This is a genomic window from Streptomyces sp. NPDC038200 (assembly GCF_055600785.1).
In genome coordinates this window covers 396,827-423,368 of the sequence record NZ_JBVJYH010000003.1, presented here as the reverse complement: position 1 = coordinate 423,368, position 26,542 = coordinate 396,827, and the positions used below count along the sequence as shown (strand labels likewise).

Annotated in this window: 29 protein-coding genes; 21 read left to right on the top strand and 8 right to left on the bottom strand. The window is 73.4% G+C overall.

The genetic code is table 11. From position 1 onward, the window contains the following. Positions 1-7 precede the first annotated feature (7 nt). From ACZ7KF_RS09300 to ACZ7KF_RS09290, 3 genes are all read left to right on the top strand, one after another. A complete protein-coding gene (locus ACZ7KF_RS09300; protein WP_471070646.1) occupies positions 8-1,963 on the top strand; it encodes a S9 family peptidase in 1,956 nt (651 codons plus the stop codon). Further along, positions 1,960-2,883: a S66 peptidase family protein gene (locus ACZ7KF_RS09295; protein WP_471070644.1), complete on the top strand. Its 924-nt coding sequence runs from the start codon at positions 1,960-1,962 to the stop codon at positions 2,881-2,883. Before ACZ7KF_RS09300 ends, ACZ7KF_RS09295 begins: the two co-directional genes overlap by 4 nt. Positions 2,884-2,983: 100 nt before the next feature. After that, on the top strand, positions 2,984-3,556 hold the full coding sequence (locus ACZ7KF_RS09290; RefSeq protein WP_471070642.1) for a GNAT family N-acetyltransferase: 573 nt from the start codon (positions 2,984-2,986) through the stop codon (positions 3,554-3,556). A gap of 4 nt (positions 3,557-3,560) precedes the next feature. Here the strand turns inward: ACZ7KF_RS09290 and ACZ7KF_RS09285 are convergent, their stop codons facing one another. After that, positions 3,561-3,908 (bottom strand): VOC family protein, encoded by a 348-nt coding sequence (locus ACZ7KF_RS09285; protein ID WP_471070640.1) that lies wholly within the window; start codon positions 3,906-3,908, stop codon positions 3,561-3,563. A gap of 80 nt (positions 3,909-3,988) precedes the next feature. Between ACZ7KF_RS09285 and ACZ7KF_RS09280 the strand changes: the two genes are divergently transcribed. Next, positions 3,989-4,432, top strand: coding sequence for a phage holin family protein (locus ACZ7KF_RS09280; protein ID WP_471070639.1), 444 nt, complete (start codon positions 3,989-3,991; stop codon positions 4,430-4,432). A 163-nt stretch (positions 4,433-4,595) separates the two neighbouring features. Here the strand turns inward: ACZ7KF_RS09280 and ACZ7KF_RS09275 are convergent, their stop codons facing one another. Next, entirely contained in the window at positions 4,596-5,552 is a 957-nt protein-coding gene (locus ACZ7KF_RS09275) for an LLM class F420-dependent oxidoreductase (RefSeq protein ID WP_471070637.1), read from the bottom strand. 239 nt (positions 5,553-5,791) lie between these two features. Between ACZ7KF_RS09275 and ACZ7KF_RS09270 the strand changes: the two genes are divergently transcribed. From ACZ7KF_RS09270 to ACZ7KF_RS09210, 13 genes are all read left to right on the top strand, one after another. After that, the gene (locus ACZ7KF_RS09270; RefSeq protein WP_471070635.1) at positions 5,792-7,222 is read left to right on the top strand and encodes an NAD(P)/FAD-dependent oxidoreductase; all 1,431 of its coding nucleotides are present in this window, start codon (positions 5,792-5,794) and stop codon (positions 7,220-7,222) included. A 33-nt stretch (positions 7,223-7,255) separates the two neighbouring features. Then, positions 7,256-9,103 carry a transketolase gene (locus ACZ7KF_RS09265; RefSeq protein WP_471070633.1) on the top strand — a complete coding sequence of 616 codons (1,848 nt, stop codon included), beginning with the start codon at positions 7,256-7,258 and terminating at the stop codon, positions 9,101-9,103. Continuing rightward, a complete protein-coding gene (gene ligD / locus ACZ7KF_RS09260; protein ID WP_471070631.1) occupies positions 9,100-10,038 on the top strand; it encodes a non-homologous end-joining DNA ligase in 939 nt (312 codons plus the stop codon). Before ACZ7KF_RS09265 ends, ligD begins: the two co-directional genes overlap by 4 nt. 46 nt (positions 10,039-10,084) lie before the next feature. Next, on the top strand, positions 10,085-10,456 hold the full coding sequence (locus ACZ7KF_RS09255) for a gas vesicle protein GvpO (RefSeq protein ID WP_471070629.1): 372 nt from the start codon (positions 10,085-10,087) through the stop codon (positions 10,454-10,456). A 107-nt stretch (positions 10,457-10,563) separates the two neighbouring features. Next, the gene (locus tag ACZ7KF_RS09250) at positions 10,564-10,986 is read left to right on the top strand and encodes a gas vesicle structural protein GvpA (protein ID WP_471070627.1); all 423 of its coding nucleotides are present in this window, start codon (positions 10,564-10,566) and stop codon (positions 10,984-10,986) included. Next, positions 10,983-11,753 carry a GvpL/GvpF family gas vesicle protein gene (locus ACZ7KF_RS09245; protein ID WP_471070625.1) on the top strand — a complete coding sequence of 257 codons (771 nt, stop codon included), beginning with the start codon at positions 10,983-10,985 and terminating at the stop codon, positions 11,751-11,753. Before ACZ7KF_RS09250 ends, ACZ7KF_RS09245 begins: the two co-directional genes overlap by 4 nt. Before the next feature lie 30 nt (positions 11,754-11,783). Further along, on the top strand, positions 11,784-12,047 hold the full coding sequence (locus ACZ7KF_RS09240) for a gas vesicle protein GvpG (RefSeq protein ID WP_471070623.1): 264 nt from the start codon (positions 11,784-11,786) through the stop codon (positions 12,045-12,047). Next, positions 12,044-12,694, top strand: coding sequence for a DNA primase (locus ACZ7KF_RS09235; protein WP_471070621.1), 651 nt, complete (start codon positions 12,044-12,046; stop codon positions 12,692-12,694). The genes ACZ7KF_RS09240 and ACZ7KF_RS09235 overlap by 4 nt, the downstream gene beginning before the upstream one ends. Next, positions 12,691-13,935 (top strand): SRPBCC family protein, encoded by a 1,245-nt coding sequence (locus ACZ7KF_RS09230; RefSeq protein ID WP_471070619.1) that lies wholly within the window; start codon positions 12,691-12,693, stop codon positions 13,933-13,935. The genes ACZ7KF_RS09235 and ACZ7KF_RS09230 overlap by 4 nt, the downstream gene beginning before the upstream one ends. Beyond that, positions 13,932-14,267, top strand: coding sequence for a gas vesicle protein (locus ACZ7KF_RS09225; protein ID WP_471070617.1), 336 nt, complete (start codon positions 13,932-13,934; stop codon positions 14,265-14,267). The genes ACZ7KF_RS09230 and ACZ7KF_RS09225 overlap by 4 nt, the downstream gene beginning before the upstream one ends. Continuing rightward, complete coding sequence (locus ACZ7KF_RS09220; protein ID WP_471070616.1) at positions 14,264-15,052, top strand: GvpL/GvpF family gas vesicle protein; 789 nt, start codon at positions 14,264-14,266, stop codon at positions 15,050-15,052. The genes ACZ7KF_RS09225 and ACZ7KF_RS09220 overlap by 4 nt, the downstream gene beginning before the upstream one ends. Beyond that, positions 15,049-15,237 carry a gas vesicle protein gene (locus ACZ7KF_RS09215; protein WP_471070614.1) on the top strand — a complete coding sequence of 63 codons (189 nt, stop codon included), beginning with the start codon at positions 15,049-15,051 and terminating at the stop codon, positions 15,235-15,237. The genes ACZ7KF_RS09220 and ACZ7KF_RS09215 overlap by 4 nt, the downstream gene beginning before the upstream one ends. Beyond that, a complete protein-coding gene (locus tag ACZ7KF_RS09210) occupies positions 15,234-15,524 on the top strand; it encodes a gas vesicle protein K (RefSeq protein WP_471070612.1) in 291 nt (96 codons plus the stop codon). Before ACZ7KF_RS09215 ends, ACZ7KF_RS09210 begins: the two co-directional genes overlap by 4 nt. Before the next feature lie 13 nt (positions 15,525-15,537). Here ACZ7KF_RS09210 and ACZ7KF_RS09205 read toward each other — a convergent pair whose 3' ends face one another. Together ACZ7KF_RS09205 and ACZ7KF_RS09200 are read right to left on the bottom strand one after the other, a co-directional pair. Further along, a complete protein-coding gene (locus ACZ7KF_RS09205) occupies positions 15,538-16,359 on the bottom strand; it encodes a class I SAM-dependent methyltransferase (protein ID WP_471070610.1) in 822 nt (273 codons plus the stop codon). Positions 16,360-16,499: 140 nt separating this feature from the next. After that, positions 16,500-17,996 carry a phosphatase PAP2 family protein gene (locus tag ACZ7KF_RS09200; RefSeq protein ID WP_471070608.1) on the bottom strand — a complete coding sequence of 499 codons (1,497 nt, stop codon included), beginning with the start codon at positions 17,994-17,996 and terminating at the stop codon, positions 16,500-16,502. Positions 17,997-18,076: 80 nt separating this feature from the next. On the opposite strand from ACZ7KF_RS09200, the gene ACZ7KF_RS09195 reads away from it, so the two are divergent. The 3 genes from ACZ7KF_RS09195 (at position 18,077) to ACZ7KF_RS09185 (ending at position 20,993) form a co-directional block, all read left to right on the top strand. After that, positions 18,077-18,733, top strand: a complete 657-nt coding sequence (locus ACZ7KF_RS09195; protein WP_471070606.1) for a histidine phosphatase family protein — start codon at positions 18,077-18,079, stop codon at positions 18,731-18,733. Between the two features lie 80 nt (positions 18,734-18,813). Further along, positions 18,814-20,433: an ATP-binding cassette domain-containing protein gene (locus ACZ7KF_RS09190; RefSeq protein ID WP_471070604.1), complete on the top strand. Its 1,620-nt coding sequence runs from the start codon at positions 18,814-18,816 to the stop codon at positions 20,431-20,433. 272 nt (positions 20,434-20,705) lie between these two features. Beyond that, positions 20,706-20,993, top strand: a complete 288-nt coding sequence (locus ACZ7KF_RS09185; protein ID WP_471070602.1) for a DUF6158 family protein — start codon at positions 20,706-20,708, stop codon at positions 20,991-20,993. Between the two features lie 120 nt (positions 20,994-21,113). Here the strand turns inward: ACZ7KF_RS09185 and ACZ7KF_RS09180 are convergent, their stop codons facing one another. The 4 genes from ACZ7KF_RS09180 to ACZ7KF_RS09165 form a co-directional block, all read right to left on the bottom strand. Beyond that, on the bottom strand, positions 21,114-21,656 hold the full coding sequence (locus ACZ7KF_RS09180; protein WP_471070601.1) for a type 1 glutamine amidotransferase domain-containing protein: 543 nt from the start codon (positions 21,654-21,656) through the stop codon (positions 21,114-21,116). Positions 21,657-21,661: 5 nt separating this feature from the next. Continuing rightward, on the bottom strand, positions 21,662-22,315 hold the full coding sequence (locus tag ACZ7KF_RS09175; RefSeq protein ID WP_471070599.1) for a diguanylate cyclase: 654 nt from the start codon (positions 22,313-22,315) through the stop codon (positions 21,662-21,664). Beyond that, positions 22,312-22,689: a DUF2795 domain-containing protein gene (locus ACZ7KF_RS09170; RefSeq protein WP_471070597.1), complete on the bottom strand. Its 378-nt coding sequence runs from the start codon at positions 22,687-22,689 to the stop codon at positions 22,312-22,314. The genes ACZ7KF_RS09175 and ACZ7KF_RS09170 overlap by 4 nt, the downstream gene beginning before the upstream one ends. Positions 22,690-22,764: 75 nt before the next feature. Further along, a complete protein-coding gene (locus ACZ7KF_RS09165) occupies positions 22,765-24,561 on the bottom strand; it encodes a thiamine pyrophosphate-requiring protein (protein ID WP_471070595.1) in 1,797 nt (598 codons plus the stop codon). Positions 24,562-25,062: 501 nt separating this feature from the next. On the opposite strand from ACZ7KF_RS09165, the gene ACZ7KF_RS09160 reads away from it, so the two are divergent. Continuing rightward, the gene (locus ACZ7KF_RS09160) at positions 25,063-26,097 is read left to right on the top strand and encodes a hypothetical protein (RefSeq protein ID WP_471070593.1); all 1,035 of its coding nucleotides are present in this window, start codon (positions 25,063-25,065) and stop codon (positions 26,095-26,097) included. The last annotated feature ends 445 nt before the right edge of the window (positions 26,098-26,542 follow it).

The window sequence follows — 26,542 nt, the reverse complement described above, 5'->3', positions numbered from 1 at the left end:
GGACGAAGTGCTGAGATCACCGTACGGATCGTGGCCGTCGCCCATCGACGCGGCGCTCGCCGCCGCGCACGACGGGCGGCCGGACTGGGTGGGTTTCGTCGGGGACGAGATCTGGTGGACCGAGCCCCGCCCGGCCGAGGGCGGCCGGCGCACCCTGGTGCGCCGGCGGAGCGACGGCGGCGAGGAGTCGGTGCTGCCCGCGCCCTGGAACGTGCGCAGCCGGGTCATCGAGTACGGCGGCACGCCCTGGACCGGGGTGAGCCGGGACGGCCGGCCGCTGATCGTCTTCGTGCACTTCGCCGACCAGCGGCTGTACCGCTACGAGCTCGGCGGCGAGCCCTCCCCGCTCACCCCCGTGTCCCCGGTGGGCGGCGGCCTGCGCTGGGCGGAGCCCCGGGTGGACCTCGCCCGCGGCGAGGTGTGGTGCGTGCTGGAGGAGTTCACCGGGGACGGCCCGGACGACATACGCAGGGTGGCGGCCGCCGTACCGCTGGACGGCTCGGCCGCCGACGACCGCGAAGCCGTCCGGGAACTCACCGAGGCCCGGCACCGGTTCGTCACCGGCCCCCGGCTCTCGCCCGACGGCCGGCGCGCCGCCTGGCTGGCCTGGGACCATCCCCGGATGCCCTGGGACGGGACGGAGCTGCTGGTCGCCGACGTGACGGACGACGGCCGGCTGACCGGCGCGCGGACCGCCGCCGGCGGACCGGACGAGGCCGTCGCCCAGGTCGAGTGGTCGGCGGACGGCAGGCTGCTGTACACCAGCGACCGCAGCGGCTGGTGGAACATCTACCGCGACGGCACCCCGCTGTGCCCGCGCGAGGAGGAGTTCGGCGGGCCTCTGTGGCAACTGGGGCTGCGCTGGTTCGCGCCGCTCGACAGCGGCCTGCTGGCGGTCGTGCACGGCCGCGGCTCCACCGCGCTCGGGATACTGGACCCGGAGTCCGGTGAACTCGTCGACGCGGCCGGGCCCTGGACGGAATGCACGGCCACCCTCGCCACGCACGGCCAGCGCGTCGTCACGGTCGGCGCCAGCCCGCGCACCGCCTACGAGGTGGTCGAGCTGGACACCGCCACCGGCCGGGCCCGGGTCATCGGCGCCCGGCACCGCGACCCCGTCGACCCGGCCTACTACCCCGAGCCGCAGATCCGCACCTTCTGCGGCCCGGACGGCCGCGAGGTGCACGCCCACGTCTATCCGCCGCACCACCCCGGACGCGCCGCGCCCGACGGCGAGCTGCCGCCGTACGTCATCTGGGCGCACGGCGGGCCGACCAGCCGGGTGCCGCTCGTGCTCAACCTGGCGATCGCCTACTTCACCTCGCGGGGCATCGGGGTCGCCGAGGTCGACTACGGCGGCTCCACCGGATACGGCCGGGCCTACCGGGAGCGGCTGCGCGAGCAGTGGGGCGTGGTCGACGTGGAGGACTGCGCGGCCGTCGCCCGTGCCCTCGCCGACGAGGGCACCGCCGACCCCGCCCGGCTGGCGATCCGGGGCGGCAGCGCGGGCGGCTGGACCACCGCCGCCTCCCTGACCACGACCGACGTCTACGCCTGCGGCACCATCGTCTACCCGGTGCTCGACCTCGCCACCTGGGGACCGGGCGAGACCCACGACTTCGAGTCCCGCTACCTGGAGTCGCTGATCGGCCCGCTCGCCGAGGTGCCGGCCCGGTACGCCGAACGCTCCCCGACCGCCCGGGCCGACCGGCTCACCGTGCCCTTCCTGCTGCTCCAGGGCCTGGACGACGTGATCTGTCCGCCCGCCCAGTGCGAACGCTTCCTGGCCCGGATCGCCGGCCGGGGCGTACCGCACGCCTACCTCACCTTCGAGGGCGAGGGGCACGGGTTCCGGCGGGCCGAGACGATGGTGCGGGCCGCCGAGGCCGAACTGTCCCTGTACGCGCAGGTGTTCGGGCTGGAGCCGACACCGCCGACCCCGAAAGTGGACCTGACCCCGTGAGAGAACTCGTACGACCGCACCGGCTGGCCCCGGGCGCCAGAGTGGCCGTCGTCGCCACCAGCGGGCCGGTACCCGAGGAGCGGCTCCAGGCGGGCCTCGACGTGCTGCGCGGCTGGGACCTCGATCCCGTGGCCGGGGCCCATGTCCTGGACCGGCACGCCGAGTTCGGCTACCTGGCCGGCAGCGACGCCGACCGCGCCGCAGACTTCCAGCGGGCCTGGTGCGACCCCGACGTGGACGCGGTGCTCTGCGCCCGCGGCGGGTACGGTGTGCAGCGCATGATCGACCTGCTCGACTGGGACGCGCTGCGGGCGGCCGGCCCCAAGCTCTTCGTCGGGTTCAGCGACATCACCGTCCTGCACGAGGCCATCGCCGGCCGCCTGGGACTCGCCACGCTGTACGGGCCGATGGCGGCCGGTGTCGACTTCATCAAGAACGCCCGGGCCCAGGAGCACCTGCGGGCCACGCTCTTCGCGCCCGAGACGGTCCGCACCATCACCTCCGGCGGTACGGCCCTGGTGCCCGGCCGGGCCCGCGGCGTGACCCTCGGCGGCTGTCTGTGCCTGCTCGCGGCGGAACGCGGCACCGCACACGCCCGGCCCTCGGCGCGCGGCGGACTGCTCTGCCTGGAGGACGTCGGCGAGGAGACGTACCGGCTGGACCGTTACCTCACCCAACTCCGGCGCTCCGGCTGGCTCGACGGGGTGCGCGGGGTGCTGCTGGGCTCCTGGGAGGAGTGTTCCGACTACGCCGAGCTGCGGCCCCTGCTGGCCGACCGGCTGGGCGGGCTGGGGGTGCCGGTCGCGGAGAACGTCGGCTTCGGGCACTGCGCGGGGGCGTTGACCATCCCGTTCGGGGTGGCCGCCGAACTCGACGCCGACACGGGCACGTTGACGCTGGACGAGCCGGCGCTGCGCTGACGACGGGCGGGCGCTGCGCCCGGCGTCGGGCGGGCGCGGGCGTCTGCCGGGCGGGCGTATCCCGGGGGCGCCGGGGACGGTGACGTCGTAGGCTGGCCGGATGCCGCACCCTCCGTCCCGGCGTCTCGCCACCGGCCCCCGCGTCGCCATCCGCCCCTTCACCCTCGAAGACGGCCCCGAGTTCACCGCGCGGGCCCGGGAGAGCAAGGATCTGCACCGGCCCTGGCTGTTCCCGCCGGACAGCGAGGAAGCGTACGCCGACTACGCCGGCCGGCTGATCGAGGACCCGGCCCGGGCCGGCTTCCTGGTGTGCGAGAAGGGCGACGGGGAGGGCGGGGCCGACGGTGCCGACGGCGGCATCGCCGGGTTCATCAACATCAACAACATCGTGCGGGGCGGTTTCCAGTGCGGTGCCCTCGGCTACGGCGCCTTCGCGCACGCGGCCGGGCGGGGCCTGATGCGCGAGGGCCTGGACCTGGTGATCGGGTACGCGTTCGGGCCGCTGGGCCTGCACCGGCTGGAGATCAACGCACAGCCCGGCAACGTCGCCTCCATCGCCCTCGCCCGGGGCGCCGGCTTCCGCCTGGAAGGCTTCTCGCCGAACATGATCTACATCGACGGAGCCTGGCGCGACCACGAGCGCTGGGCCCTCACCGCGGAGATGCGGGTCTGACGGCTCAGCCGCGCTGGTCCACGTACTCGAAGACCGACCCGTCCGGATGGACCGCGAGCAGATTGCGGCCCGCCGGAGTCGGCACCGGCCCCGCGACGACGTCGGCGCCCAGCTCGGTCAGCAGCCGGTGGGCCTCCTCCACGTCCTCGACGGCGATCGTCGCCGTCACCTTGCGCAGGATCTCCAGCTCCGCCTCCGGACCGCTCATCAGCAGGAACGAGCCGATCGCGGCGACCTCGACGTCGCCGCGCCCGAAGCGCAGCGCCCGGCCGCCCGCCAGACGCTCGTAGAAGGGGATCGCGGCTTCGAGGTCGTCGACGCAGATGCGCAGCGAGGCGCCCAGAATCTCCATGCGCCCGAGCCTAGTTGGAGTCGGCCGCGGTGCGCAGGGTCCCCGCGTTACCCGCCGTGTCCGGCGGGTACCCGCAGGGTATGGACCGTTTGGATCACCTGGAACATCTGGACAAGCACCTCGTCGAAGAACTGGCTCAGGTGGCACGCGAGACGGTACGCGAGGAACTGCGCGAGCAGACCCGCAAGCAGCGCCGCACCGCCATGCTCTATGCCGCCTCGGGAACCGTCGCCCTCTACGCGGGCGGCGCGGTGGCCCTCGCCGTGGGCCTGGCCCTGGCCATCGGCCTGCCCGGCTGGGCCGCGGCCCTGATCACCGCGGCGCTCCTGGGCGTGGTGGCCTACCTGCTCCGCGGCGCCGCCCACTCCGGACACGGGCACCCTGTGCCGCACGACCCTCATGCGCCGCACCGCGTGGTGGGCGGTACCCCGCCGGCCGCGCCGCCCGGCGGCCTGGGCATGCCCTACCCGCCGATGCCCCCGTATCCCCCGACCGACCCCGACGCCCCGCACCACAGGGCCTGACACCGCAGGGTCCGACGCCACAGGGTTTGCGCAAAGCGCCCTGACAGCGTCCTGACGGCACCGGATCGGCCGGGCCCGCCTCCGACGGCGGGCCCGGCCGATCCGGTCGCCGCTTTCGGTTCCGGGCCGGCCGAGCCCGAGGCGCGCTCCGGGGCACTCCCGGTCACTCGCCGAGCCGCGGCAGCACCTTCGTACGGTAGAAGTCGAAGAACCCCTGCTGATCCGGCCCGATCTGGTTCACGTACACCCGGTCGAAGCCGGCGTCGGCGAACTCCCGCAACGCGGCGACATGCCGGTCCGCGTCGTCCCCGCACACGACCTCGTCCCGCACCATGTCCTCGGTGACCAGCTCGTGCAGCTGCTCGAAGTGCCGGGGCGAGGGGAGCACCTGGCCCATCTCGCCGGGCAGCAGCTCGTTGTACCAGAGCTTGTGCACCGTGCGGACGCACGCGTCCTCGTCGGTGCCGTAACAGACCTTCGTCCCCCCGCTGACCGGCTTGGCCCCGCCGCCGCCCTTGCGGAACTGCGTGACCATCTCCTCCTGCGGCGTCATCGTGATGTAACCGTCGCCCACGCGGGCGGCCAGGGAGGTCGCCTTCGGCCCGAAGCCGGAGATGTCGATCGGGACGGGCTCGTCGGGGACGGTGTAGAGACGGGCGTTCTCCACGGTGTAGTGCGTGCCGCGGTGGCTGACCTCCTCGCCGGTGAACAGCCGGCGCATCACCTGGATCGCCTCCTCCAGCATCTCCAGGCGTACGTGCAGCGGGGGCCAGGCGTCGCCGAGGATGTGCTCGTTCAACGCCTCGCCGGTACCGACTCCCAGCCGGAAACGGCCCCCGGTCAGCACGGCGCTCGTCGCCGCGGCCTGCGCCACCACCGCCGGATGCATCCGCACGGTCGGGCAGGTCACCGCGGTCTCGATGGGCAGGGACACCGCCTCCGAGAGCGCGCCGATCACCGACCAGACGAACGGGCTCTGGCCCTGCGCGTCGTTCCAGGGGTGATAGTGGTCGGAGATCCACAGCGCCTGGAAGCCGGCCTGTTCGGCCATCCGGGCCTGCTCGACGAGGGCTGCGGGGTCGTGTTCCTCGCTCGCCAGGAAATAGCCGTACTCGGGCATGGGAAACCTCCGCGAGGGCGAAGCCGGTCGTGGCGCGGCTGGCTGGGGTGGGTTGGGCTGGGGTGGGGTTCGGTCCCGGCCCGGGTAACCGGGGCCGATGGGGCGAAACGCCGTCCGCGTCGTGTGGAGGGCGGTATTCCGGGGCCCGGCGGCCGTACGGGTGACCCGTCCGGCGTTTGGGTGCCCCGGCCCCGGTTACGCGGAAGACCTCGGACGAGCCCGACCGCCGGAGGCGCACCGTGAGCCGACCTCGCGTCCTGATCGTCGGCGCCGGTTTCGCCGGGTACCGGGCTGCCCGCACACTGGCCCGGCTGACCCGGAACCGTGCCGACATCACCCTGCTGAATCCGACCGACTACTTCCTGTACCTCCCGCTGCTGCCCCAGGTCGCCGCCGGCGTCCTGGAGGCCCGCCGGGTCACCGTCTCCCTGCCCGGCACGCTGCGCGGGGTGCGCATGGTGCTCGGCGAGGCGGACGGCGTCGACCTGGACCGGTGCGTCGTCCACTACACCGACCCCGAGGGCGGCACCGGCAGCCTGGGTTACGAGCGCCTGGTGCTGGCCGTCGGCAGCGTCAACAAGCTGCTGCCCGTCCCCGGCGTCGCCGAGCACGCGCACGGCTTCCGCGGACTGCCCGAGGCGCTCTACCTGCGCGATCACGTGACCCGGCAGATGGAACTCGCCGCCGCCGACCCCGACCCCGCCGGCTGCGCCGCCCGGTGCACCTTCGTGGTGGTCGGCGCCGGGTACACGGGCACCGAGGTGGCCGCCCAGCTGCAGATGCTCACGGACGGGCTGGCCCGCCGGCACCCGCTGCCCGCGGGCCTGCGCCCCCGCTGGATCCTGCTGGACGTGGCCCCGCGCGTACTGCCGGAGATGGACGAACGGATGTCCCGCACGGCCGACCGGGTGCTGCGGGGGCGCGGCGTCGAGGTGCGGACGGGCACGTCCGTGAAGGAGGCCACCCGGGACGGGGTGCTCCTCTCCGACGGGGAGTTCGTCGCGTCCCGGACCCTGGTGTGGTGCGTGGGCGTGCGCCCCGATCCGCTGGTGGAGGCCGTGGGGCAGCCCCTGGAGCGGGGACGCCTGATCGTCGACCCCTATCTGCAACTGCCGGGCCGGCCCGACGTGTTCGCCTGCGGGGACGCCGCCGCCGTGCCCGATCTGGAACATCCGGGCGGGTTCACCGCCATGACGGCCCAGCACGCCTGGCGGCAGGGGCGGGTGGCCGGGGAGAACGTGGCCGGCTCGCTCGGCCTCGGCCGGCGCCGGCGCCCGTACCGCCATCGCGACCTGGGTTTCGCCGTCGACCTGGGCGGGGCCCGGGCCGCCGCCAACCCGCTGGGCATTCCGCTGTCCGGTCCGGCGGCGGGCGTGGTCACCCGCGGATACCACCTGGCCGCGCTGCCCGGCAACCGCATCCGGGTCGCCGCGGACTGGCTGCTGGACGCCGTACTGCCGCGCCAGGGCGTCCAGTTGGGTCTCGTACGGGCCTGGTCGGTGCCCCTGGACACGGCGTCACCGGAACAGGTGCGGGTACCGGGTGGGGATCCCGCGGTACGGCGGCCGGGCGGCGAGCCCGGCGAGCGGGGGCCCGACCACCCGGCCCCGGGCCCGGTCCGGCGCACCGACCCCGCCGGGCCCGCGGACCGTCCGAACGCAGCCGACTGAGCGCGACCGAGCGCAAGGAGACCGAGGAGACTCATGAACACCGACGAACTCGCCGAACTGGGCCAGCAGCTGCGCGTGGACAGCGTGCGGGCGTCCGCCGCCGCCGGATCCGGGCACCCCACGTCCTCGATGTCCGCCGCCGATCTGCTGGCGGTGCTGCTGGCGAACCATCTGAGGTACGACTTCGAGCGCCCCGAACACCCCGCGAACGACCGCTTCGTGCTGTCCAAGGGACACGCCTCCCCGCTGCTGTACGCCGCGTACAAGGCGGCCGGCGCGATCGAGGACGGCGAGCTGGTCACCTTCCGCAAGCTCGGCAGCCGGCTGGAGGGCCATCCGACGCCCCGCCGGCTGCCCTGGGTGGAGACGGCCACCGGCTCGCTCGGCCAGGGCCTGCCGGTCGGTGTGGGCATCGCTCTCGCCGGGAAGCGGCTGGACCGCACCGGCTACCGGGTGTGGGTCCTGTGCGGCGACAGCGAGCTGGCGGAGGGCTCGGTGTGGGAGGCCGCCGAACACGCCGGCCACGAGAACCTGGACAACCTGATCGCCATCGTGGACGTCAACCGGCTCGGCCAGCGCGGCCCCACCCGGCACGGCCACGACCTGGACGCCTACGCCCGCCGCTTCCAGGCCTTCGGCTGGCACACCGTCGAGATCGACGGACACGACGTCGACAAGATCGACCGCGCCTACGGCGAGGCGCTGTCCACCATCGGGCAGCCCACCGTGATCCTCGCCCGCACCCTCAAGGGCAAGGGCGTGGCCTCCGTCGAGGACCGCGAGGGCCTGCACGGCAAGCCGCTGCCCGAGGCCGAGGAGGCCATCGCCGAGCTGGGCGGGCAGCGTGATCTGCACGTCCGGGTCGCCGAGCCGCAGGCCGCCGCCGCGTTGCGCTCGCTCACCACCGAGGCCGTCCAGCTGCCGCGCTACGACCAGGGCGAGGAGGTCGCGACGCGGGACGCCTTCGGCAAGGCCCTCGCCGCGCTCGGCACCGCCCGCGGCGATGTCGTCGCCCTGGACGGCGAGGTCGGCGACTCCACCCGGACCGAGGAGTTCGCCAAGGCCCACCCCGACCGGTTCTTCGAGTGCTACATCGCCGAGCAGCAGCTGGTCGCCGCGGCCGTCGGCATGGCCGCGCGCGGCTGGACGCCGTACGCCTCCACGTTCGCCGCGTTCCTCACCCGCGCCTACGATTTCGTGCGCATGGCGTCCATCAGCGGCTCCGGGATCAACGTGGTCGGCTCGCACGCCGGTGTCGCGATCGGGCAGGACGGCCCCTCGCAGATGGGCCTGGAGGACCTGGCGATGTTCCGGGCCGTGTACGGCTCGACGGTGCTGTACCCGTGCGACGCCAACCAGACCGCACGGCTGGTCGCGGCCATGGCCGGCCTGGACGGCATCCGCTATCTGCGCACCTCCCGCGGCAAGACCCCGGTGGTCTACGGCCCCGACGAGGAGTTCCCCGTCGGTGGCAGCAAGACGCTGCGCTCCAGCGAGGAGGACCGGCTGACGGTGGTCGCGGCCGGGGTGACCGTGCCCGAGGCGCTGGCCGCCGCCGACCGGCTCGCCGAGGACGGCATCCGGGTGCGGGTGATCGACCTGTACTCGGTCAAGCCCGTCGACGCCGAGACCCTGCGCCGCGCGGCCGAGGAGACCGGCTGTCTGCTCACCGTGGAGGACCACCACCCCGAGGGCGGCCTCGGGGACGCCGTCGCGGAGGCCTTCGGCGACGGGCGGCCGGTGCCGCGCCTGGTCCGGCTCGGGGTGCGCACCATGCCGGGCTCGGCCGCGCCCGACGAGCAGCTGCACGCGGCCGGCATCGACGCCACCGGTATCACGGCGGCGGCCCGGCTGCTGATCGAGGAGGCGGTCGTGCGATGAGCGGCGGCGCGCGGGCCGTCCGGGCGGGCCGCCGCACGGTGGAGATACAGCGGCCGGGGAAGGTGCTCTTCCCCGGCGGCGGGGGCGCGAAGGAGTACACCAAGAGCGATCTCGCCGACTACTACCGGTCCGTCGCGCCGTACCTGCTGCCGCATCTGCGGGGCCGTCCGCTGATGCTGGAACGGTATCCGGACGGCCTGGACGGCCAGCGGTTCATGCAGAAGAACACCCCGGACCACTATCCGGAGTGGATCACCCGGGTCGAGGTGGCCAAGGAGGGTGGCACGGTCACGCACGTCGTCTGCGGCGACACCGCCACCCTGCTCTTCCTCGCCGACCAGGCCTGCCTCACCCTGCACCGCTGGCTGTCCCGCACCGACCGGGCCCACGGCCTCGACCACCCGGACCGGCTGGTCTTCGACCTCGATCCGCCGCCGGTGCCGGACGACTTCGCGGCCGTCCGGCAGGCAGCCGCCTGGCTGCGCGAGCTGCTCGACGAACTCGGGCTGCCCGCGGCCCCGATGACCACGGGTTCGCGCGGACTGCACCTCGTCGTCCCGCTCGACGGCCGCCACGACTTCGACGACGTCCGCGCGTTCGCCCGGGACGTGGCCGAGTCCGCCGTGACACGGCACCCGGACCGGCTCACCACCGCCGCCCGCAAACAGGACCGCGGGGACCGTCTCTACCTCGACGTGCAGCGCAACGCGTACGCCCAGACCGCCGTCACCCCCTTCACCGTCCGCGCTCTCCCGGGCGCCCCGGTGGCCGTGCCCGTAGCCTGGAAGCAGCTGGACGAACCAGGGCTCGACGCCCGCCGGTGGACCGTCGAAGACGCCGTCGAGCAGGCCCGCACCGACCCGTGGGCCGGACTGCCGGCCCGCGGACACGGTCTGGGCCCGGCTCGGCGCCGTCTCGCGGACATCCGCTCCTGAAGGTTTGGCCACGGCATGAGCGGCCACCCGCAGGGAAGAGGTGGCCATGTCGAACACAAACAGCACATCCCAATCACAGGGTTCACAGAAGCCCCAAAAGTCACACGAGACACAGAACAGCTCGGACAGCAAGGCGGACGCGCGGCGGCCGACCCCCATGGAGGTGCTGCGCCAGGCTCGCAGCCAGCTCGCCGAACTCACCGGACTCGTTCCCGAGACGGTGACCTCCCTGGAGCAGACCGAGGACGGCTGGTCCCTGGAGGTCGAGGTCACGGAACTCGAACGCGTGCCGGACACGATGAGCCTGATGGCCGGCTACCAGGTCGACCTGGACCCCGAGGGCCAGGTGACCGGCTACCGGCGGCTCCGCCGCTATGAACGCGGGCGTGCCGACGCACGCCGGTCCGGCGGCCGCTGAACCGCCCGCCTTCCCCCGCTCCCGACCCCGATCGGGCGGGGACATCCCCCATCCGTGGTCCGCGCCCCTGGCGTGGCACCGACTATGCACGAGGAGGAACAGCCGGCATGACCGTTGTCCCGGCACAGCAGTCCGGAGGCGGAGGCGGCAGCAGCGGCCTCTACGACGTCCTGGAGCTGGTTCTCGACCGAGGGCTCGTCATCGACGCGTTCGTACGGGTCTCTCTGGTCGGCATCGAAATTCTGAAGATCGACGTCCGGGTCGTCGTGGCCAGCGTGGACACGTATCTGCGCTTCGCCGAGGCCTGCAACCGTCTGGACCTGGAGTCCGGGCCGAACAAGAGCCCGGGGCTGCCCGAGATCGTCGGCGAGGTCACCGAGTCCGGTGCCCGCGGCAAGTCCAAGGGCGCGCTGTCCGGCGCCGCGCAGACGATATCCGACGCCTTCAACCAGGCCCGTCAGGAAGGGGAGCCGGAATCCCGGCCGCGCGCCCGTAAGGCTCCGGCGCGCCGGAAGGAGGAGCAGGAGTGAGCACCTACGTCTACGGGATCACCGCCCGGACGCACCCCGCGCTGCCCGAGGGCATGGCCGGAGTGGGCGAGCCGGCCCGTGTGGTGCGCGTCCTCACGGCCGGTGACCTGGCCGCCGTGGTCAGTGACGCCCCGGAGGATCTGCGCCCCAAGCGCAGGGACCTGCTCGCCCACCAGAACGTGCTCGCCGAGGTCGGCGCCGCCGGCTGTGTGCTGCCCATGCGCTTCGGCAGCATCGCCGACGACGACGACGCCGTCCTCCAGGCGCTCACCCAGCGGGCGGAACACTACGCGGAGCGGCTGCGGGAGCTGGACGGCAAGGTCGAGTACAACGTCAAGGCCACGCACGTCGAAGAGGCCGTCCTGCACCTGGTGATGGCCGAGAACGCGGACGTGCGTGGCCTCGCCGAGGCCAACCGGCAGACGGGCGGCGGAAGTTACGACGACAAGATCCGTCTCGGCGAGCTGGTGGCCGCAGCCGTGAAGGCCAAGGAAGCCGAGGACGCCGGCGAGGTGGAGCGCCTGCTCACGCCGGGCGCCGCGGCGGTCAGCGTGGGCCCCGAGTCCACCGGCTGGTTGCTCAACGTGTCGTTCCTGATCCCACGGGACTCGGCCGAACGCTTCCTGGCCGCCGTCGAGCAGGCGCGGAAGGACCGCCCCCATCTCGATCTGCGGATCAACGGCCCGCTACCGCCGTACAGCTTCGTCGAGCCCGGACCGGGGCAACCCGCGGGCCGGGCGGTCGACGCGGACGCCGGCGCGCAGTAGCGCTCCCGGCCCGAACGGAAGGAGACCACCGTGGGACTGATCGGCGAGGTGCTGATGCTGCCGTTCGCACCCGTGCGCGGCAGTGCCTGGGCCATCCGTCAGGTGGTCCGCGAGGCGGAACGGATCTACTACGACCCCGCCACCGTACGGGCCGAACTGGCCCGCCTCGAGGAACGGCTGGAGGCGGGCGAGATCACCGAGGAGGAGTTCGACCGGAGCGAGGACGAGCTGCTCGACCGGCTGGAGATCGCCCTGCGCTCCGGCGACACCACAGGCAACGGGACGGGACGATGAACCGAACGGCAATGGGCCTCGCCGTAGGGGCCGGATATCTGCTCGGGCGCACCAAGAAGCTGAAGATGGCGCTCGCGGTCGGCTCCCTGGTGGCCGGCAAGAAGCTCAACCTCAGTCCGAAGATGCTCGCGGACGTGGTGAACCAGCAGCTCAAGAACAATCCCCAGTTCAAGGAGATCGGGGATCAGCTGCGGCAGGACCTGCGCGGCGTCGGCAAGGCCGCCACGGGGGCGATGGTCGAGCGGCAGATGAGCACGCTCGCCGACCGGCTGCACGGCCGCACCGCGCAGGTGCACGACCAGCTGTCCGGCGTGGTCCCGGGTGAATCCGACGAGGAGCCGGGCGAGGAGGAAGCCGGCGAGGAAGCCGCGAACCGGGAGGACGAGGACCGCGGCGACGACCGCGAGACCCGTCAGGACGAGGGCCGTGGCACCCGCGAGGGCGGCGACCGGGGCCGGGAGGGGAAGACGCCGGCGAAGGCGCACCCCGCGAAGAAGGCCGCGGCCAAGAAGACGGCTCCCGCGAAGAAGGCGGCGGCCAAGAAGACGACCGCGGCCCACAAGACGGCCGCGAAGAAGACGGCCGCGGCCGGCGGCGCCGCCCGGCGTGCCACCGGCGACCGTTCGAAGGGCGGCGATGACCGATGACCGACACTTCCGGATCGGCCACCTCGGCGGCCAAGGCCACGAGCAGCCCGCTGAGCGATCTGGCCCACAGCGAGGCCGCGGACCGCCTGAAGGCGGAGGCTCAGGAGTACCTGGCGGCGCAGGCCACGAAGATGCTTTCCGGCCTCGGCCGCAAGCTCGGCCAGACGACCAACAAGCTCAACGACATAGCCGAGGGCAACAGCCCCGGCTTCGCCAAGCTCGCACTCGACGGTGGACGCAAGCTCGCCGAGGGCAAAGGTCCGCTGCGCTCCGCGCTGGAACTGGGCGCCTCCCGCGCCAAGGAGAATGTGATGAACGCGGTCAGAGGACTGGGGGGCGGCAAGGGCAAGAAGGGCGGCGCGGGCAAGAAGCCCACCGTGATCATGGAGTCCATCGATGTCGGCGTGCCGCAGCGCACCGCCTACGACCAGTGGACCCAGTACCAGAGCTTCAGCAGCTTCGCCAAGGGCGTCAAGAGCGCCAGCCGCTCCGACGACACCCACTCCGACTGGCAGGCGAAGATCTTCTGGTCCAGCCGCAGCTGGAAGGCGCAGACGACCGAGCAGATACCCGACTACCGCATCCAGTGGACGTCGGAGGGCGCCAAGGGCACCACCAAGGGCGTGGTCTCCTTCCACCGGCTGGAGGAGAATCTCACCAGGGTCCTGCTGGTCATCGAGTACTACCCGACCGGCCTCTTCGAGAAGACCGGCAACATCTGGCGCGCACAGGGCCGCCGGGCCAGGCTTGACCTGAAGAACTTCGCCCGGTTCATCACCCTGAAGGGAGAGGCGGAGGACAGCTGGCGCGGTGAGATCCGCGACGGCGAGGTGGTCCGCAGCCACGAGGACGCCGTGGCCGAGGAGGAGCGGGAGCAGGAGGAGTCCGCGGAGTCCGAGGAGCCCGAAGAGGCCGAGGAAGGCGAGGAGCCCGAGGAGGGCGAGGAGCCTGAGCAGGCCGAGGAGGGCGAGGAGTCCGAGGAGGAAGGCGAAGCCGAGGAGGAGCCCTACGAGGACGAGGAGGAGGGCCCTTACGAGGACGAGGCCGAGGAGGACGAGGAGCCCGCGGAGGACGAGGAGCCCGCGGAGGGCGAGGAGCCCGCGGAGGGCGAGGAGCCCGCGGAGGGCGGCGAGTACGAGGACGAGTACGAGGAGGGCGAGGAAGAGCAGCCCGACGAGGAAGAGCCCGAGGAAGAGCCTGAGGAAGAGCCCGAGTACGCCGAGAGCAGGGGCCGTCGATGACGACGCCCAGCCGCTTTCCCGAGCCCTATGGCCAGGGCTCGGGAGCGAACCTCGCCGACATCCTCGAACGCGTGCTCGACAAGGGTGTCGTCATCGCGGGTGACATCAGGATCAACCTGCTCGACATCGAACTGCTCACGGTCAAACTGCGCCTCATCGTCGCCTCGGTCGACAAGGCCAAGGAGATGGGCATCGACTGGTGGGAGAGCGATCCGGCGCTCTCGTCCCGGGCCCGCCGGGACGAGCTGACCCGGGAGAACGCCGAGCTGAGAGAACGACTCGCCCGGCTGGAGGAACTGGAGCCGGGACGCGCCCCAAGGGAGGCGTCATGACAGGACTGCGGTACGTGTACGCCGTCTGCCGCCCTTTCGGCACGCCCCTGCAGGTCCAGCTGACGGGCATCGGGGGCGCCCCGCCGGCGCTGCTCCACCACCATGGGCTGGTGGCGGTGGTCAGCACGGTGCCGGCGGCCGACTTCTCCGAGGAGGCGCTGAAGGCCCACCTGGAGGACCTGGACTGGCTGGCCGCGACCGCCCGCGCCCATCAGGGTGTGGTCGACGCCCTCACCACGGTGACCACTCCGCTGCCGTTGCGGCTCGCGACCGTGTTCCGTGACGACAGCGCCGTACGCGCGATGATCGAGGCCCGGGAGGGCCACTTCCGGGGCCTGCTCGACCGGCTGCACGACCGGGTGGAGTGGGGCGTGAAGGTGTATCTGGAGCCGGAACCGGAGCCCGCCGAGTCCGCGCCCGCCCCGGCGGCGAAGCCCCTGAGCGGTCGGGACTACCTGCGCCGCCGGCGGGAGAGCGGCCGGGCCCAGGAGGACAGGTGGCAGCGGGCCGAGCGGTTCGCCCGCTCCCTGCACCAGCGCCTCGCCGCGCATGCCGAGGAATTCCGGTGGCACCACCCGCAGAACTCCCAGCTCTCCGGGGCGCCGGGACGCAATGTGCTCAACGCGGCCTATCTGGTGTCCAGGGCGCACTCCGAGGAATTCGTGGAACTGGTGGACCGTACCAAGGACGAGGAAGCCGGGATACGGGTGGAACTCACCGGCCCGTGGGCCGCCTACTCGTTCTCCGGCGAGGGCGCGGAGGAGAACGTGGGGGAGGGGCGGTGACCGTAGTAGAACGCCGTGAGGTCGCGCTGGTCGACCTGCTGGACCGGCTGCTGGCCGGTGGAGTCGTCCTGACCGGCGACATCACGCTGCGCATCGCGGACGTCGACCTCGTCCGGATCGACCTGAACGCGCTGATCAGCTCGGTGAACCAGCAGGTACCGTCGCCCTTCGAGGAGTCGGCATGACCGCGCGCGCCCACCGTGACCGGCTCGACCTGGAACCCGACACCGTCGAACGCGACCTGGTGAAGCTCGTACTCACCGTGGTCGAGTTGCTGCGCCAGCTCATGGAACGGCAGGCCGTGCGCCGCTTCGACACCGGGGAGCTGACCGAGGAGCAGGAGGAGCGGATCGGGCTCACTCTGATGCTGCTGGAGGACCGGATGGCCGAGCTGCGCGACCGGTACGGCCTGCGGCCCGAGGACCTCAACCTGGACCTCGGGCCGCTCGGACCGCTGCTTCCCCGCGAGTGATCCCGGGCGCGGGTCAGACTGCCTTCCGGCACAGGATCTCGCCGTGCAGGACCGCGAACCAGCCGTCCTCCGCACGGCCCCACGCCCGCCAGGCATCCGACGCCGCCCGCAGCCGCTCCGGCGTCGCGTGCCCGCCCCGCACGGCCCGGTCGGCGTACTCGGAGGCGACGGTGCGGTCGGCCCACAGGCCGCTCCACCAGGCCCGCTCCTCGGGCGTGGCGAACGTCCAGGTGCTGGAGCCGGCCGTGACGTCCCCGATGCCGGCGGCCCGCGCCCACGCCGTGAGCCGGCGCCCGGCGTCGGGCTCGCCGCCGTTGGCGCGGGCCACCCGCTCGTACAGGTCCAGCCAGTCGTCCAGGCCGGGCACCGCCGGATACCAGGTCATCGCGGCGTAGTCCGCGTCCCGTACGGCGATGAAACCGCCCGGCTTCGTCACCCGGTGCATCTCGCGCAGGGCCCCCACGGGGTCGCCCACGTGCTGGAGCACCTGGTGGGCGTGGACCACGCAGAACGTGTCGTCCGGATAGTCCAGGGCGTGGACGTCGGCCACCGCGAAGTCGACGTTGGCCAGGCCGCGGCCGGCCGCGGTGGCCCGGGCCTGCTCCAGCACGCCCGGGGCCCGGTCGACGCCGGTGACATGGCCGTCGGGGACCAGTTCCGCCAGGTCGGCGGTGATGGTCCCCGGTCCGCAGCCGATGTCCAGGATCCTCATGTGGGGCTTGAGCGCGCCGAGCAGATAGGCCGCGGAGTTGGCGGCGGTCCGCCAGGTGTGCGAACGCAGCACCGACTCGTGGTGCCCGTGCGTGTAGACGGCGGTCTCCTGTGCTTTCGGCATGGTGGTACCCCTTCACCCCTCGGAGGCGGGCCGGCCGGACCTGTCCGCCGGCACGGCCCACCGTACGCGCGCATGCCGAATGATGAGACTATGGTTTCAATATATGGACTGACGGTGCGTCGGTCATCGCTGATCGCGCATCAGGCAGGAGTGTCCAGCGGGCGGTAGACCGTCAGGGCCTCCGGCAGCTTCTCCAGCGTCACCTCGCCCGACACCGCCGTGACCTCGCCGTCGTACGCCAGCGGGGTGCCCGGGGCGAGACCGGTCAGCCGCAGCCGGTTCACCTGGACCGCCGCGTGCGCGGGCGACCGGGTCAGCGGGCCCGCGAGCGCCGCCGCGAGCAGCCGCAACGCGGGCCGGCGACTGCCGTGCACCACCCGCACGTCCAGCAGGCCGTCCGCCAGATCGGTGCGGCGGCCCGGCGTGAGACCCATGCGGTGGTAGATGCCGTTGCCGACGAACAGCAGCCACAGCGGGCGCCGTTCACCGCCCACCTCCACCTCCAGCGGATGCCGGCCGGCCCGCAGCACGCGCAGCGCGCCGAGCACCCCGGCCGGCCAGCCGCCGATCCGGTGGGACCAGCCGTCGCGGGCGCGCACCAGCTCCGGGTACACGCCCAGGCTCAGCGTGTTGAGGAACAGACCCGTCGTACCCCCGGTGACGAACCGGCCCGCGTCCACCCGGACCGCCTCGCCGCCCCGGACCGCCCGGGCCAGCTGGCGCTCGTCCTCCACGCCCAGGTCGTAGGCGAAGTGGTTGAGGGTGCCGCCCGGCAGCACGGCGAGCGGCAGATCGTGCCGCAGGGCGGCCCGGGCCGCCGCGTTCACCGTGCCGTCGCCGCCGCACACCCCGAGCACCCGGGCCCGCGCCACGGCCTTCTCCAGCTCGTCCCCGATCTCCTCCGGCGCGCACTCCACGATCTCCGCCCGCGGCAGCGCGTCCTGCAGCGCCCGCACCCGGTCCGCCGTGCCCGAGGCCCGGTTGGCGACCACCACCAAGCCGTCCCCGTCGGGCAGCGCGGGGGCCGCGGCCCGCGGCCGGGCGGCCCCCCGGAGCTGGGCGCGGGTCGGCACCAGACGCCGTACCAGGAACGCGGCGCCCGCTCCGAGCGCCGCCCCCGCCAGCACGTCGCTCGGGAAGTGCACCCCCGTGTACACCCGGGACATCGCCACCGAGAACGCCACCGGCGCCACCGCCGCACCCCACGCCGGCGACTCCAGGGCGACCCCGGTCGCGAAGGCCGCGGCCGACGCGGCGTGCCCGGACGGGAAGGACGTGGTGATCGGCTGCCGCTTCAGCTGCCGCACCAGCGGCACCGGATCCAGCACCGGCCGTGCCCGGCGCACCGAGCGCTTGCCGAGCGTGTTGATCGTCAGCGAGGCCAGGCCGAGCGAGGCCACGCCCCGGACCGCCGCCCGGCGGGCCCGGGGCGTGCGGCTCGCGGCCACCGCGGCGGCCGTCGCGAACCACAGCACCCCGTGGTTCGCGCTGCGGCTCAGGCGGGGCAGGATCCGCTCGGCGCCGGGCCAGCGCCAGGCGGCGGCGGTCTCGAACAGCCGGCCGTCGAGAGCGAGCGCCCTGCGCAGCGGGCTGCGGGCGGCGGTCACGGGGGCAGTCAGGTCTAGGTCTGGGCTCATGGGGTGCGGTTACCCTGAAGTGCCCGTTTCTTGTGTCCCCGTGCGTCGGCCGCCCCCCGGCGCGAGAGGAGATCCCCCGGATGCGCCTGCTCCTCGTCCGCCACGGCCAGACCCCGTCCAACGTGGACCGTCTGCTGGACACCGCGGTGCCCGGCGCGGGACTGACCCCGCTCGGCGAGGCCCAGGCCGCCGCGCTGCCCGCGGCGCTCGCCGGCGAGGACATCGAGGCCCTCTACGCCTCCACGCTGCTCCGCACCCGGCTGACGGCCGCCCCGCTGGCCGCCGCCCGCGGCCTGGACGTGATCGTCCGCGACGGCATCCGCGAGCTGGCCGCGGGCGACCTGGAGATGCTGCCCGGACACACCCCGGAGGGCGAGCGGTACCTGCGCACGGTGTTCGCGTGGGCGGCCGGGGACACCCGGCTGCGCATGCCCGGCGGGGAGAACGGTGAGGAGGCCCTCGCCCGGTACGACGCCGTGGTCGCCGAGGCCGCCGCCGGCGGTGCCCGGACCGTCGTCATGATCAGCCACGGCGCCGCGATCCGCGTGTGGACCGCCGCCCGCGCCGACAACGTCGACGTCGCCTTCGCCGCGGCCCGCCCGCTGGAGAACACCGGCGTGGTGATCCTGGAGGGCTCCCCGTCCGACGGCTGGAAGGCCCTGTCCTGGGAGGGCGCCATGGTGGAACCCGCGGGCGAGGGCGGCCCGGCGGGGGAGGCGCTGGGGGCGGCGGGGTAGCGCAGGGGGCGGCCGGCTGCGCACGGGTGCCGGGATATGGGTTTGCCTCTTCTCCCGGGCGACCCGGAGAATGCCCGCTCATGGGACATCTGGAAGCCGCGCACCTCGAGTACAGCCTCCCCGACGGGAGGGCGCTGCTCGGCGACGTGTCCTTCCGGGTCGGCGAAGGCGCCGCCGTCGCCCTGGTCGGCCCGAACGGCGCCGGCAAGACCACCTTGCTGCGGCTGATCTCGGGCGAGCTGAAACCGCACGGCGGTACCGTCACCGTCGGTGGCGGCCTCGGCGTGATGCGCCAGTTCGTCGGCTCCGTCCGGGACGAGTCGACCGTACGGGACCTGCTGGTCTCCGTCGCGCCGCCCCGGATCCGCCAGGCGGCGCAGGCGGTCGACGAGGCGGAGCACGCCCTCATGACCGTCGACGACGAGGCGGCCCAGCTGCGGTACGCGCAGGCCCTCGCCGACTGGGCCGAGGTACGCGGCTACGAGGCCGAGACCCTGTGGGACATGTGCACCACCGCCGCACTCGGCGTCCCCTACGAGCGCGCCCAGTGGCGCCAGGTGCGCACCCTCTCCGGCGGCGAGCAGAAGCGGCTCGTACTGGAGGCGCTGCTGCGCGGCACCGACGAGGTGCTGCTGCTGGACGAGCCGGACAACTACCTCGACGTGCCCGGCAAGCGGTGGCTGGAGGAGCAGCTGAAGGAGACCCGGAAGACGGTCCTGTTCGTCTCCCACGACCGCGAACTCCTCGCCCGCGCCGCCGAGAAGATCGTCTCCGTCGAACCGGGCCCGGCCGGTGCCGACGCCTGGGTGCACGGCGGCGGCTTCGCCACCTACCACGAGGCCCGTCGCGAACGCTTCGCCCGCTTCGAGGAGCTGCGCCGCCGCTGGGACGAGAAGCACGCCCAGCTGAAGAAGCTGGTCCTGAACCTCCGCCAGGCCGCGGCCGTCAGCCACGAGATGGCCTCCCGGTACCACGCCGCCCAGACCCGGCTGCGCAAGTTCGAGGAGGCCGGCCCGCCGCCGGAGCCGCCCCGCGAGCAGGACATCACCATGCGGCTGAAGGGCGGCCGCACCGGCGTGCGGGCCGTCACCTGCAAGGGCCTCGAACTGACGGGCCTGATGCAGCCGTTCGACCTGGAGGTCTTCTACGGCGAACGGGTCGCCGTCCTCGGCTCCAACGGCTCCGGCAAGTCGCACTTCCTGCGGCTGCTCGCCGGCGAGGACGTCGCGCACACGGGGGAGTGGAAGCTGGGCGCCCGGGTCGTGCCCGGCCATTTCGCGCAGACCCATGCCCACCCGGAGCTGCGGGACCGCACTCTGCTCGACATCCTGTGGAAGGAACACGCCCAGGACCGGGGCGCGGCCATGTCCCGGCTGCGCCGCTACGAACTCACCCAGCAGGCCGAGCAGACCTTCGACCGGCTGTCCGGCGGGCAGCAGGCCCGCTTCCAGATCCTGCTGCTGGAACTGGCCGGTGCCACCGCGCTGCTGCTGGACGAGCCCACCGACAACCTCGACCTGGAGTCCGCCGAGGCCCTCCAGGAGGGGCTGGAGGCCTTCGAGGGCACGGTGCTCGCGGTCACCCACGACCGCTGGTTCGCCCGCTCCTTCGACCGCTTCCTGGTCTTCGGCAGCGACGGCCGGGTCCGCGAGACCCCGGAGCCGGTCTGGGACGAACGACGGGTCGAGCGGGCCCGTTAGCAGGGCCCGCCCGTCCCACCGCGGCCGTCACCCCGCGGTGGCTTGCGCCCCGGGGCACGCGCGGGCGGCCTCGCCGGCGCCGCGCTCCCGCAGCCGAAGGGACACCGCCGCCGTCAGACGCCGCCGGTGTCCTCGTCGTGCCGGGGGAGGCCGACGTATGCGGAGGCCCGGGACCCCGGATGTTCGTACAGTGGATTCAGGAAGGCGAGCGCCATGGGTCCCTCCCGGAAACCGCTCGGGAGCAGTGCATGCCGGGCGGGTACCCGTAGCCCATGAACGAACACGACGAGCGGGGCACCACCATGACCGGAGTCGACCCCAGCCGGCTGGACGACCAGCAGCTCATGAAGGAGCTGGAGACGATCCATCGCACGCGCCACGACACGCTCCTGTACGGCTCGAACGACGCACTGCGGGCGCACAACGAGCGCATGGCCCAGCTGGAGGGCGAGTACCTGCGTCGCAACCCGCGCCGCCTGGTGAGCGCGGGCCGCACCCGCGAGGGTGCCCGCGAGCGCGCCTCCGGCGAGTCGGCGACTCCGCACACGCCCGCCACCTGACCGGCACCGCACACGAGAGGGCCGGCCCTCACGGGCCGGCCCCTTCGGGCATCCGGCGTCCGGACGGTCGACGCGATCCGGCGTCCGCAGCGGCGTCCGGACGGTCGGTGCGGCGTCCGGTCAGCCGGCTTCCCCCGCGAACACGTGCAGGAACGCGTCGCAGAACGCCTTCAGGTCGTCCGGCTTGCGGCTGGTCACCAACTGGTTGGAACCGTGGTCGCAGATCTTCACCTGCTCGTCCACCCAGGTGCCGCCGGCGTTGCGGATGTCCGTGCGCAGGCTCGGCCAGGAGGTGAGCACCCGGCCCCGCACGACGTCCGCCTCCACCAGCGTCCACGGCGCATGGCAGATCGCGGCGACCGGGCGGCCCCGCTCGAAGAAGTCCTTCACGAACGCGACGGCCTTCTCGTCCATCCGCAGGAAGTCCGGGTTGGCGACCCCGCCCGGCAGCACCAGACCACCGAACGACCCGGCCGACGCGTCACCCACCACCTCGTCCACGGGGAAGGTGTCCGCCTTGTCCAGGTGGTTGAACGCCTGGATCTTGCCGGACTCGGTCGACACCAGCACCGGCTCGTGCCCGGCGTCCGAAGCCGCCTTCCACGGCTCGGTCAGCTCGACCTGCTCGACGCCCTCGGGTGCCACCAGAAACGCTATACGCATGATCCTCAGCTTCCTTTCACTTTCCGCAGCGTCGCCCTGTGGGCCCGGGCGCGCCGCTTCCTCGCCCGCTCCGCCCGCCGACAGCGCACCAGCTCCTCGCCGTACGGCAGCAGCACGCACGCGCCGATCGCCAGACCGATGCCCGCCAGATAGCCGGGTGACAGCGGGCGGCGGCGCGGTACCAGACGCCAGGCGTCCGGATCCCCGCGCCCGCCGCGGAGCAGCGACCGCACCTGGTCGGCGTGCAGGCACATCAGCGAGGCCAGCCCGCCGAACGGCAGCGACTCCAGAAAACTGTGGATGTGCTGCTCGACCGGCTTGACCTCGCGGTCGCTGTCGACCGCCGTGCGCACGTCCCACAGCGCCGTCGCCTCGTGCACCGCCGCCGCGCCCAGCTGCACGGACAGCAGGAGCGGGTTGACCTCGTAGCGCAGGGTGAGCGCGATGGGGAGGCCCACCTCGGCCATCATCAGGGAATGGATCAGGGATTCCTTCGTCCCCGCCGTGTTCTCGATCCCGGTCCGCCGGTGCATCACCCAGTCGGCGACCCCGGGCAGAAACCAGCCGGGCAGCAGCCCGTACAGCAGGAACCGCGTGGTGGCTTCGCCCACGTCCACCGTCGTGCCCTGCGCGATCTCGGCCGCCCGGTCCTGCCTCATGCGCCGCCCACCAGCGCCTCGGCCAGGTGCTGCAGGTTGTCGTACCGGTCCCCGTGCGGCAGACCGGCGACCGCGTCGATCAGTCCGCCCGGCGCGTTGGAGCGGCGCAGCGCCCGGGCCACTTCGCCGGGCTTGGCCGGGAAGGCGTTCCGGGTCAGGTGCCGGGCCAGCTCCAGCCTGGTCCGTTCCAGCGACGCCGGGGCTCCCAGACCGCCCACCGGCCCGCTGAACACCTCGGGGTCGTCGTCCGCGGCCGGTTCCGGATCGTGCCACTCCTCGACACGCGTCGGATGCCCGGAGCGCAACAGCCCCTGCAGTTCGTGCTTCATCTCGTCGTCGTGGTGGAAGCTCAACCGGTCACTGCCTCGCTGCATATCTCCCTCCAGAGGGTCGAAGGTCCGCACCGCGTACCCGGTGCCGCCGGTCCGACACGGATCCGTGCCGGACGGCTACTGCTTCCCCCGGCTCGGCAGGAACTCCTGGACCTTCGCCTTCAGCCCCTGCTTGATCATGGAACGCCGGTCGGTGTCGCCCTTCAGGATCGACGTGGCCGTCGCCTCCATCTGCTCCCAGGTGGCGTGCGGCGGGATCGGCGGTACGGCGGGATCGGTGAGGAACTCGATCACCACCGGACCGTCCGCCTCCAGCGCGGCCCGCCAGCCCGCCTCCACGTCCTCCGGTTTCTCCACCCGGATGCCGGTCAGCCCGAGCGAGCGGGCGAACTCGGCGTACTGCACGTCCGGGATCGACTGCGACGGCAGGAACGACGGCGCGCCCTCCATGGCCCGCATCTCCCACGTCACCTGGTTCAGGTCCTGGTTGTTCCAGACGGCCACCACCAGCCGCGGATCCGACCAGCGGTCCCGGTACTTCGCGGCCGTGATCATCTCCATCAGGCCGTTCATCTGCATCGCCCCGTCCCCGACCAGCGCGAACACCGGCCGGTCCGGATGGGCGAACTTCGCGCCGATCGCGTACGGCACACCGGGGCCCATCGTCGCCAGCGTCCCCGACAGCGAGCCGCGCATGCCCGGCCGCATGGTGATGTGCCGCGCGTACCAGTTGGCGACCGAACCGGAGTCCGAGGTGAGGATCGCGTTGTCCGGCAGCAGCGGGTCCAGCGCCCGCGCCACCTGCTCGGGGTTGATCGGGTCGGCCGACAGCCCGGCCCGCCGCTCCATCGTCTCGTGCCAGCGCCGCACGTTCGCGCACACCGTGTCGTACCACTCGCGGCCGCGTCCCTCCGCCTTCAGCAGGGGAATCAGCCGCCGCAGCGTGGCCTGCGCGTCCCCGACCAGGTTCACCTCGTACGGATAGCGCATCCCGATCATGTGCGGGTCGATGTCGATCTGCACCCCGCGCGCCTTGCCGAACTCGGGCATGAACTGCGTGTACGGGAACGACGAACCGATCGTCAGCAGCGTGTCGCAGTCCCGCATCAGCTCGTACGAGGGCCGGCTGCCGAGCAGCCCGATCGGCCCCGTCACGTACGGCAGCTCGTCGCTCAGCACGTCCTTGCCGAGCAGTGCCTTCGCGACGCCGGCGCCGAGCAGCTCGGCGATCTCCCGCACCTCCGCGACCGCGCCCGCGGCACCCTGCCCGACCAGGACGGCCACCTTGTCGCCCGCGTTCAGCACATCCGCCGCCCGGCGCAGCGCGTCGTCCGTCGGGGTCGCCGTGTAGTCGCTCATCCCCAGACTGGACGGCACCATCTTGAACTCGTGCGTCGGCGGGGAGTACTCCAGCTCCTGCACGTCACCCGGGATGATCAGCGCGGTCGGGCAGCGACGGGCGTAGGCGGTGCGGATCGCCCGGTCCAGCACGTTCGGCAGCTGCTCGGGCACCGTCACCGTCTCCACGAACTCCGAGGCGACGTCCTTGTACAGCGTGTGCAGGTCGACCTCCTGCTGGTAGGAGCCGCCCATCGCGGACCGGTTGGTCTGGCCGACGATCGCCAGCACCGGCACGTGGTCCAGCTTGGCGTCGTACAGGCCGTTGAGCAGGTGGATGGCGCCCGGTCCCGATGTCGCCGCGCACACCCCGATACGACCGCTGAACTTCGCGTACCCGACGGCCTCGAACGCGGACATCTCCTCGTGCCGGGACTGGATGAACCGTGGCTGGTCCTCGGCGCGGCCCCAGGCGGCGAGCAGACCGTTGATGCCGTCGCCCGGATAGCCGAAAACCTGTTCCACGCCCCAAGCGCGCAGGCGCTCGAGGATGTGGTCCGAGACCTTGATGCTCATGGAGAGACCTCCCCGGTGCAGTGCGAAGCGGACGATCCGGTCAGCGGATACCGAGTCACCTGCGAGGGGGACGGAAAACCTCCGTGGCGGCGCCGACCCTCAGCCGAACCCCAGCCGATCCCCCCAGCCGCGCCCCCAGCCGCCCCCCGGACGCGTACGCCTCGCCGGGCCCGCTGCGCAGGACGATGCCTGACGTCCGGCGTGTCGTCCCTGTGCCTTCGGCCGTGGTATCCCCGTGCCTTCGGCTGTGTCGTCCCCCGTGCCTTCGGCCGTGTCGTCTCCGTGCCGTCGCGCGCTGTCACCCGCCTGGCCCCGTGTGTCCCGCGAATGGGCTTCGGCCGCGCGCGGTACGGCGGCGCGCGGGCTGTCATGACAGCGAGGGCACGGCCCGTGCCCCCGTACCCGGCCGCCGAAGGGCGTCGTCCTCCCGTCGGTGTCCCGGCGTACGGCCGTCCTGACCGCCCGCCGCGGTCCGCCGCAGTCCGCCGAGGAGCCTCTCCCATGCGCCGCACCGCCCGCGCCCTGTCCCTCGCCTTCGCCGCCGGTGCCGTGCTCGCCCTCACCGGCCCCGCCGCCTCCGCCGGCCCCGGCACCGTCCCGTCCGGCGGCACCCTCGCCGTCTCCGAGTCCTGCGATCCCCTCGCCGGACCGGTGCCGAAGACGCTCGGCGCCACCTCACCTGCCTCCACGGACGGAACCGCACGTCCGAGCGGGGCCACCGGCGACCCCTCCGGCGGAGCGGGGCCCGCCCACCGGGGCACCCCCCGTAGCGCCACCGGCGGCGCGTCCGTGGGCGGCGGCGCCGGTGCCGCCCGGAAGGCCGCCGACGCCTGCCCGGCCGCCTCCGCGGCACCGGGCACGGCCCGGACGGGCACCGGCACCGTCACCCGGAGCGGCGACGGCGCTTCGTGCGCCGACCCGGGGCAGTGCGGCGACACCGGCGCGGCACCGACGGCGGCCTGCGCGGACGGCAAACCGTGCGGCGGGAGCGGCGGCCAGTGCCCGGAGGGGGAGCCCTGCGGGGAGAGCGGCCAGAGCGGCACGGGACTCGACGGCGCCGGTGCGGGGCAGGACGGGGGCGGGCAGGTCGGTGGCGGGCGGGATGCCGCCGGGCAGGACGGGGGCGGGCAGGTCGGTGGCGGGCGGGATGCCGCCGGGCAGGACGGGGGCGGGCAGGTCGGTGGGGGGCGGGTTGATGCCGGGCGGGACGGCGGCGGTCAGGAAGGCGGTGGGCGGGACACCGGAGGGCAGGTCGGTTCCGGGCGTGACGACGCGGGACAGGACGGCCACCGGTGCGGTGAGTCCCGCGGCGCGTCCTGCCCGGACGAGCACGCCTGCCGCGACTCCCACGACGCCCCCGGCTGCCAGGCGTCCGGCGTCGACCACGGAGTGGACGCGGGACAGGGAGGAACCTTCAACGACTCCGTCCCCGCACTCGCCGCCGGGGCCGCCCTCATCGCCGCCGCCTGCGCGGGCGCCGGCTACCGGCTGTACGGCCGCTGGCGGTCGCTGGAAAGCCGGTCGGCCGGGATGTGATCCGGACAACTCGGGGCACCGCCCATGGCGAGCCGCCCGGCGGGTACACACCCCTTCAGGGGTCCCGCCCGAGGGGCCCCACCGACACCGCCCGTCCCACACGAGACACCCGCCACCACCGACACCGAAGACCACCGGCCGGACAGCGCGGTACGGACAGACCGAAGAACAGCGGCCCGACGACACATGACGGACAGGCCGGCAGGTACCGGCCCGACGCCCCGGTACGGACAGACCAGTCGGCACCGGCCCGACGCCACGGTCCGCACGGGCCGGCAGGCACCCGGCCGACGGATCGGCGCGGAGGACGCACGGCGACGGGACGACCCCGGACGGAACGCCGCTCGGGTCAGGGCGCGGCCCGGCCCGCGAGGCGGTCCCGCGGCCCACGAGGACGGTACGGCCCGGACAGGGCGGCACGACGGCACCACGGACTGTGCGGAGG

What these genes read in the sequence shown, in the direction of transcription:
- ACZ7KF_RS09290 (WP_471070642.1), top strand. Translation starts at nt 2,984, where the DNA reads ATGCCGCACCCTCCGTCCCGGCGTCTCGCCACCGGCCCCCGCGTCGCC.
- ACZ7KF_RS09285 (WP_471070640.1), bottom strand. Translation starts at nt 3,908, where the DNA reads ATGGAGATTCTGGGCGCCTCGCTGCGCATCTGCGTCGACGACCTCGAA.
- ACZ7KF_RS09280 (WP_471070639.1), top strand. Translation starts at nt 3,989, where the DNA reads ATGGACCGTTTGGATCACCTGGAACATCTGGACAAGCACCTCGTCGAA.
- ACZ7KF_RS09275 (WP_471070637.1), bottom strand. Translation starts at nt 5,552, where the DNA reads ATGCCCGAGTACGGCTATTTCCTGGCGAGCGAGGAACACGACCCCGCA.
- ACZ7KF_RS09265 (WP_471070633.1), top strand. Translation starts at nt 7,256, where the DNA reads ATGAACACCGACGAACTCGCCGAACTGGGCCAGCAGCTGCGCGTGGAC.
- ligD (WP_471070631.1), top strand. Translation starts at nt 9,100, where the DNA reads ATGAGCGGCGGCGCGCGGGCCGTCCGGGCGGGCCGCCGCACGGTGGAG.
- ACZ7KF_RS09255 (WP_471070629.1), top strand. Translation starts at nt 10,085, where the DNA reads ATGTCGAACACAAACAGCACATCCCAATCACAGGGTTCACAGAAGCCC.
- ACZ7KF_RS09250 (WP_471070627.1), top strand. Translation starts at nt 10,564, where the DNA reads ATGACCGTTGTCCCGGCACAGCAGTCCGGAGGCGGAGGCGGCAGCAGC.
- ACZ7KF_RS09235 (WP_471070621.1), top strand. Translation starts at nt 12,044, where the DNA reads ATGAACCGAACGGCAATGGGCCTCGCCGTAGGGGCCGGATATCTGCTC.
- ACZ7KF_RS09230 (WP_471070619.1), top strand. Translation starts at nt 12,691, where the DNA reads ATGACCGACACTTCCGGATCGGCCACCTCGGCGGCCAAGGCCACGAGC.
- ACZ7KF_RS09225 (WP_471070617.1), top strand. Translation starts at nt 13,932, where the DNA reads ATGACGACGCCCAGCCGCTTTCCCGAGCCCTATGGCCAGGGCTCGGGA.
- ACZ7KF_RS09220 (WP_471070616.1), top strand. Translation starts at nt 14,264, where the DNA reads ATGACAGGACTGCGGTACGTGTACGCCGTCTGCCGCCCTTTCGGCACG.
- ACZ7KF_RS09210 (WP_471070612.1), top strand. Translation starts at nt 15,234, where the DNA reads ATGACCGCGCGCGCCCACCGTGACCGGCTCGACCTGGAACCCGACACC.
- ACZ7KF_RS09205 (WP_471070610.1), bottom strand. Translation starts at nt 16,359, where the DNA reads ATGCCGAAAGCACAGGAGACCGCCGTCTACACGCACGGGCACCACGAG.
- ACZ7KF_RS09200 (WP_471070608.1), bottom strand. Translation starts at nt 17,996, where the DNA reads ATGAGCCCAGACCTAGACCTGACTGCCCCCGTGACCGCCGCCCGCAGC.
- ACZ7KF_RS09195 (WP_471070606.1), top strand. Translation starts at nt 18,077, where the DNA reads ATGCGCCTGCTCCTCGTCCGCCACGGCCAGACCCCGTCCAACGTGGAC.
- ACZ7KF_RS09190 (WP_471070604.1), top strand. Translation starts at nt 18,814, where the DNA reads ATGGGACATCTGGAAGCCGCGCACCTCGAGTACAGCCTCCCCGACGGG.
- ACZ7KF_RS09185 (WP_471070602.1), top strand. Translation starts at nt 20,706, where the DNA reads ATGAACGAACACGACGAGCGGGGCACCACCATGACCGGAGTCGACCCC.
- ACZ7KF_RS09180 (WP_471070601.1), bottom strand. Translation starts at nt 21,656, where the DNA reads ATGCGTATAGCGTTTCTGGTGGCACCCGAGGGCGTCGAGCAGGTCGAG.
- ACZ7KF_RS09175 (WP_471070599.1), bottom strand. Translation starts at nt 22,315, where the DNA reads ATGAGGCAGGACCGGGCGGCCGAGATCGCGCAGGGCACGACGGTGGAC.
- ACZ7KF_RS09170 (WP_471070597.1), bottom strand. Translation starts at nt 22,689, where the DNA reads ATGCAGCGAGGCAGTGACCGGTTGAGCTTCCACCACGACGACGAGATG.
- ACZ7KF_RS09165 (WP_471070595.1), bottom strand. Translation starts at nt 24,561, where the DNA reads ATGAGCATCAAGGTCTCGGACCACATCCTCGAGCGCCTGCGCGCTTGG.
- ACZ7KF_RS09160 (WP_471070593.1), top strand. Translation starts at nt 25,063, where the DNA reads ATGCGCCGCACCGCCCGCGCCCTGTCCCTCGCCTTCGCCGCCGGTGCC.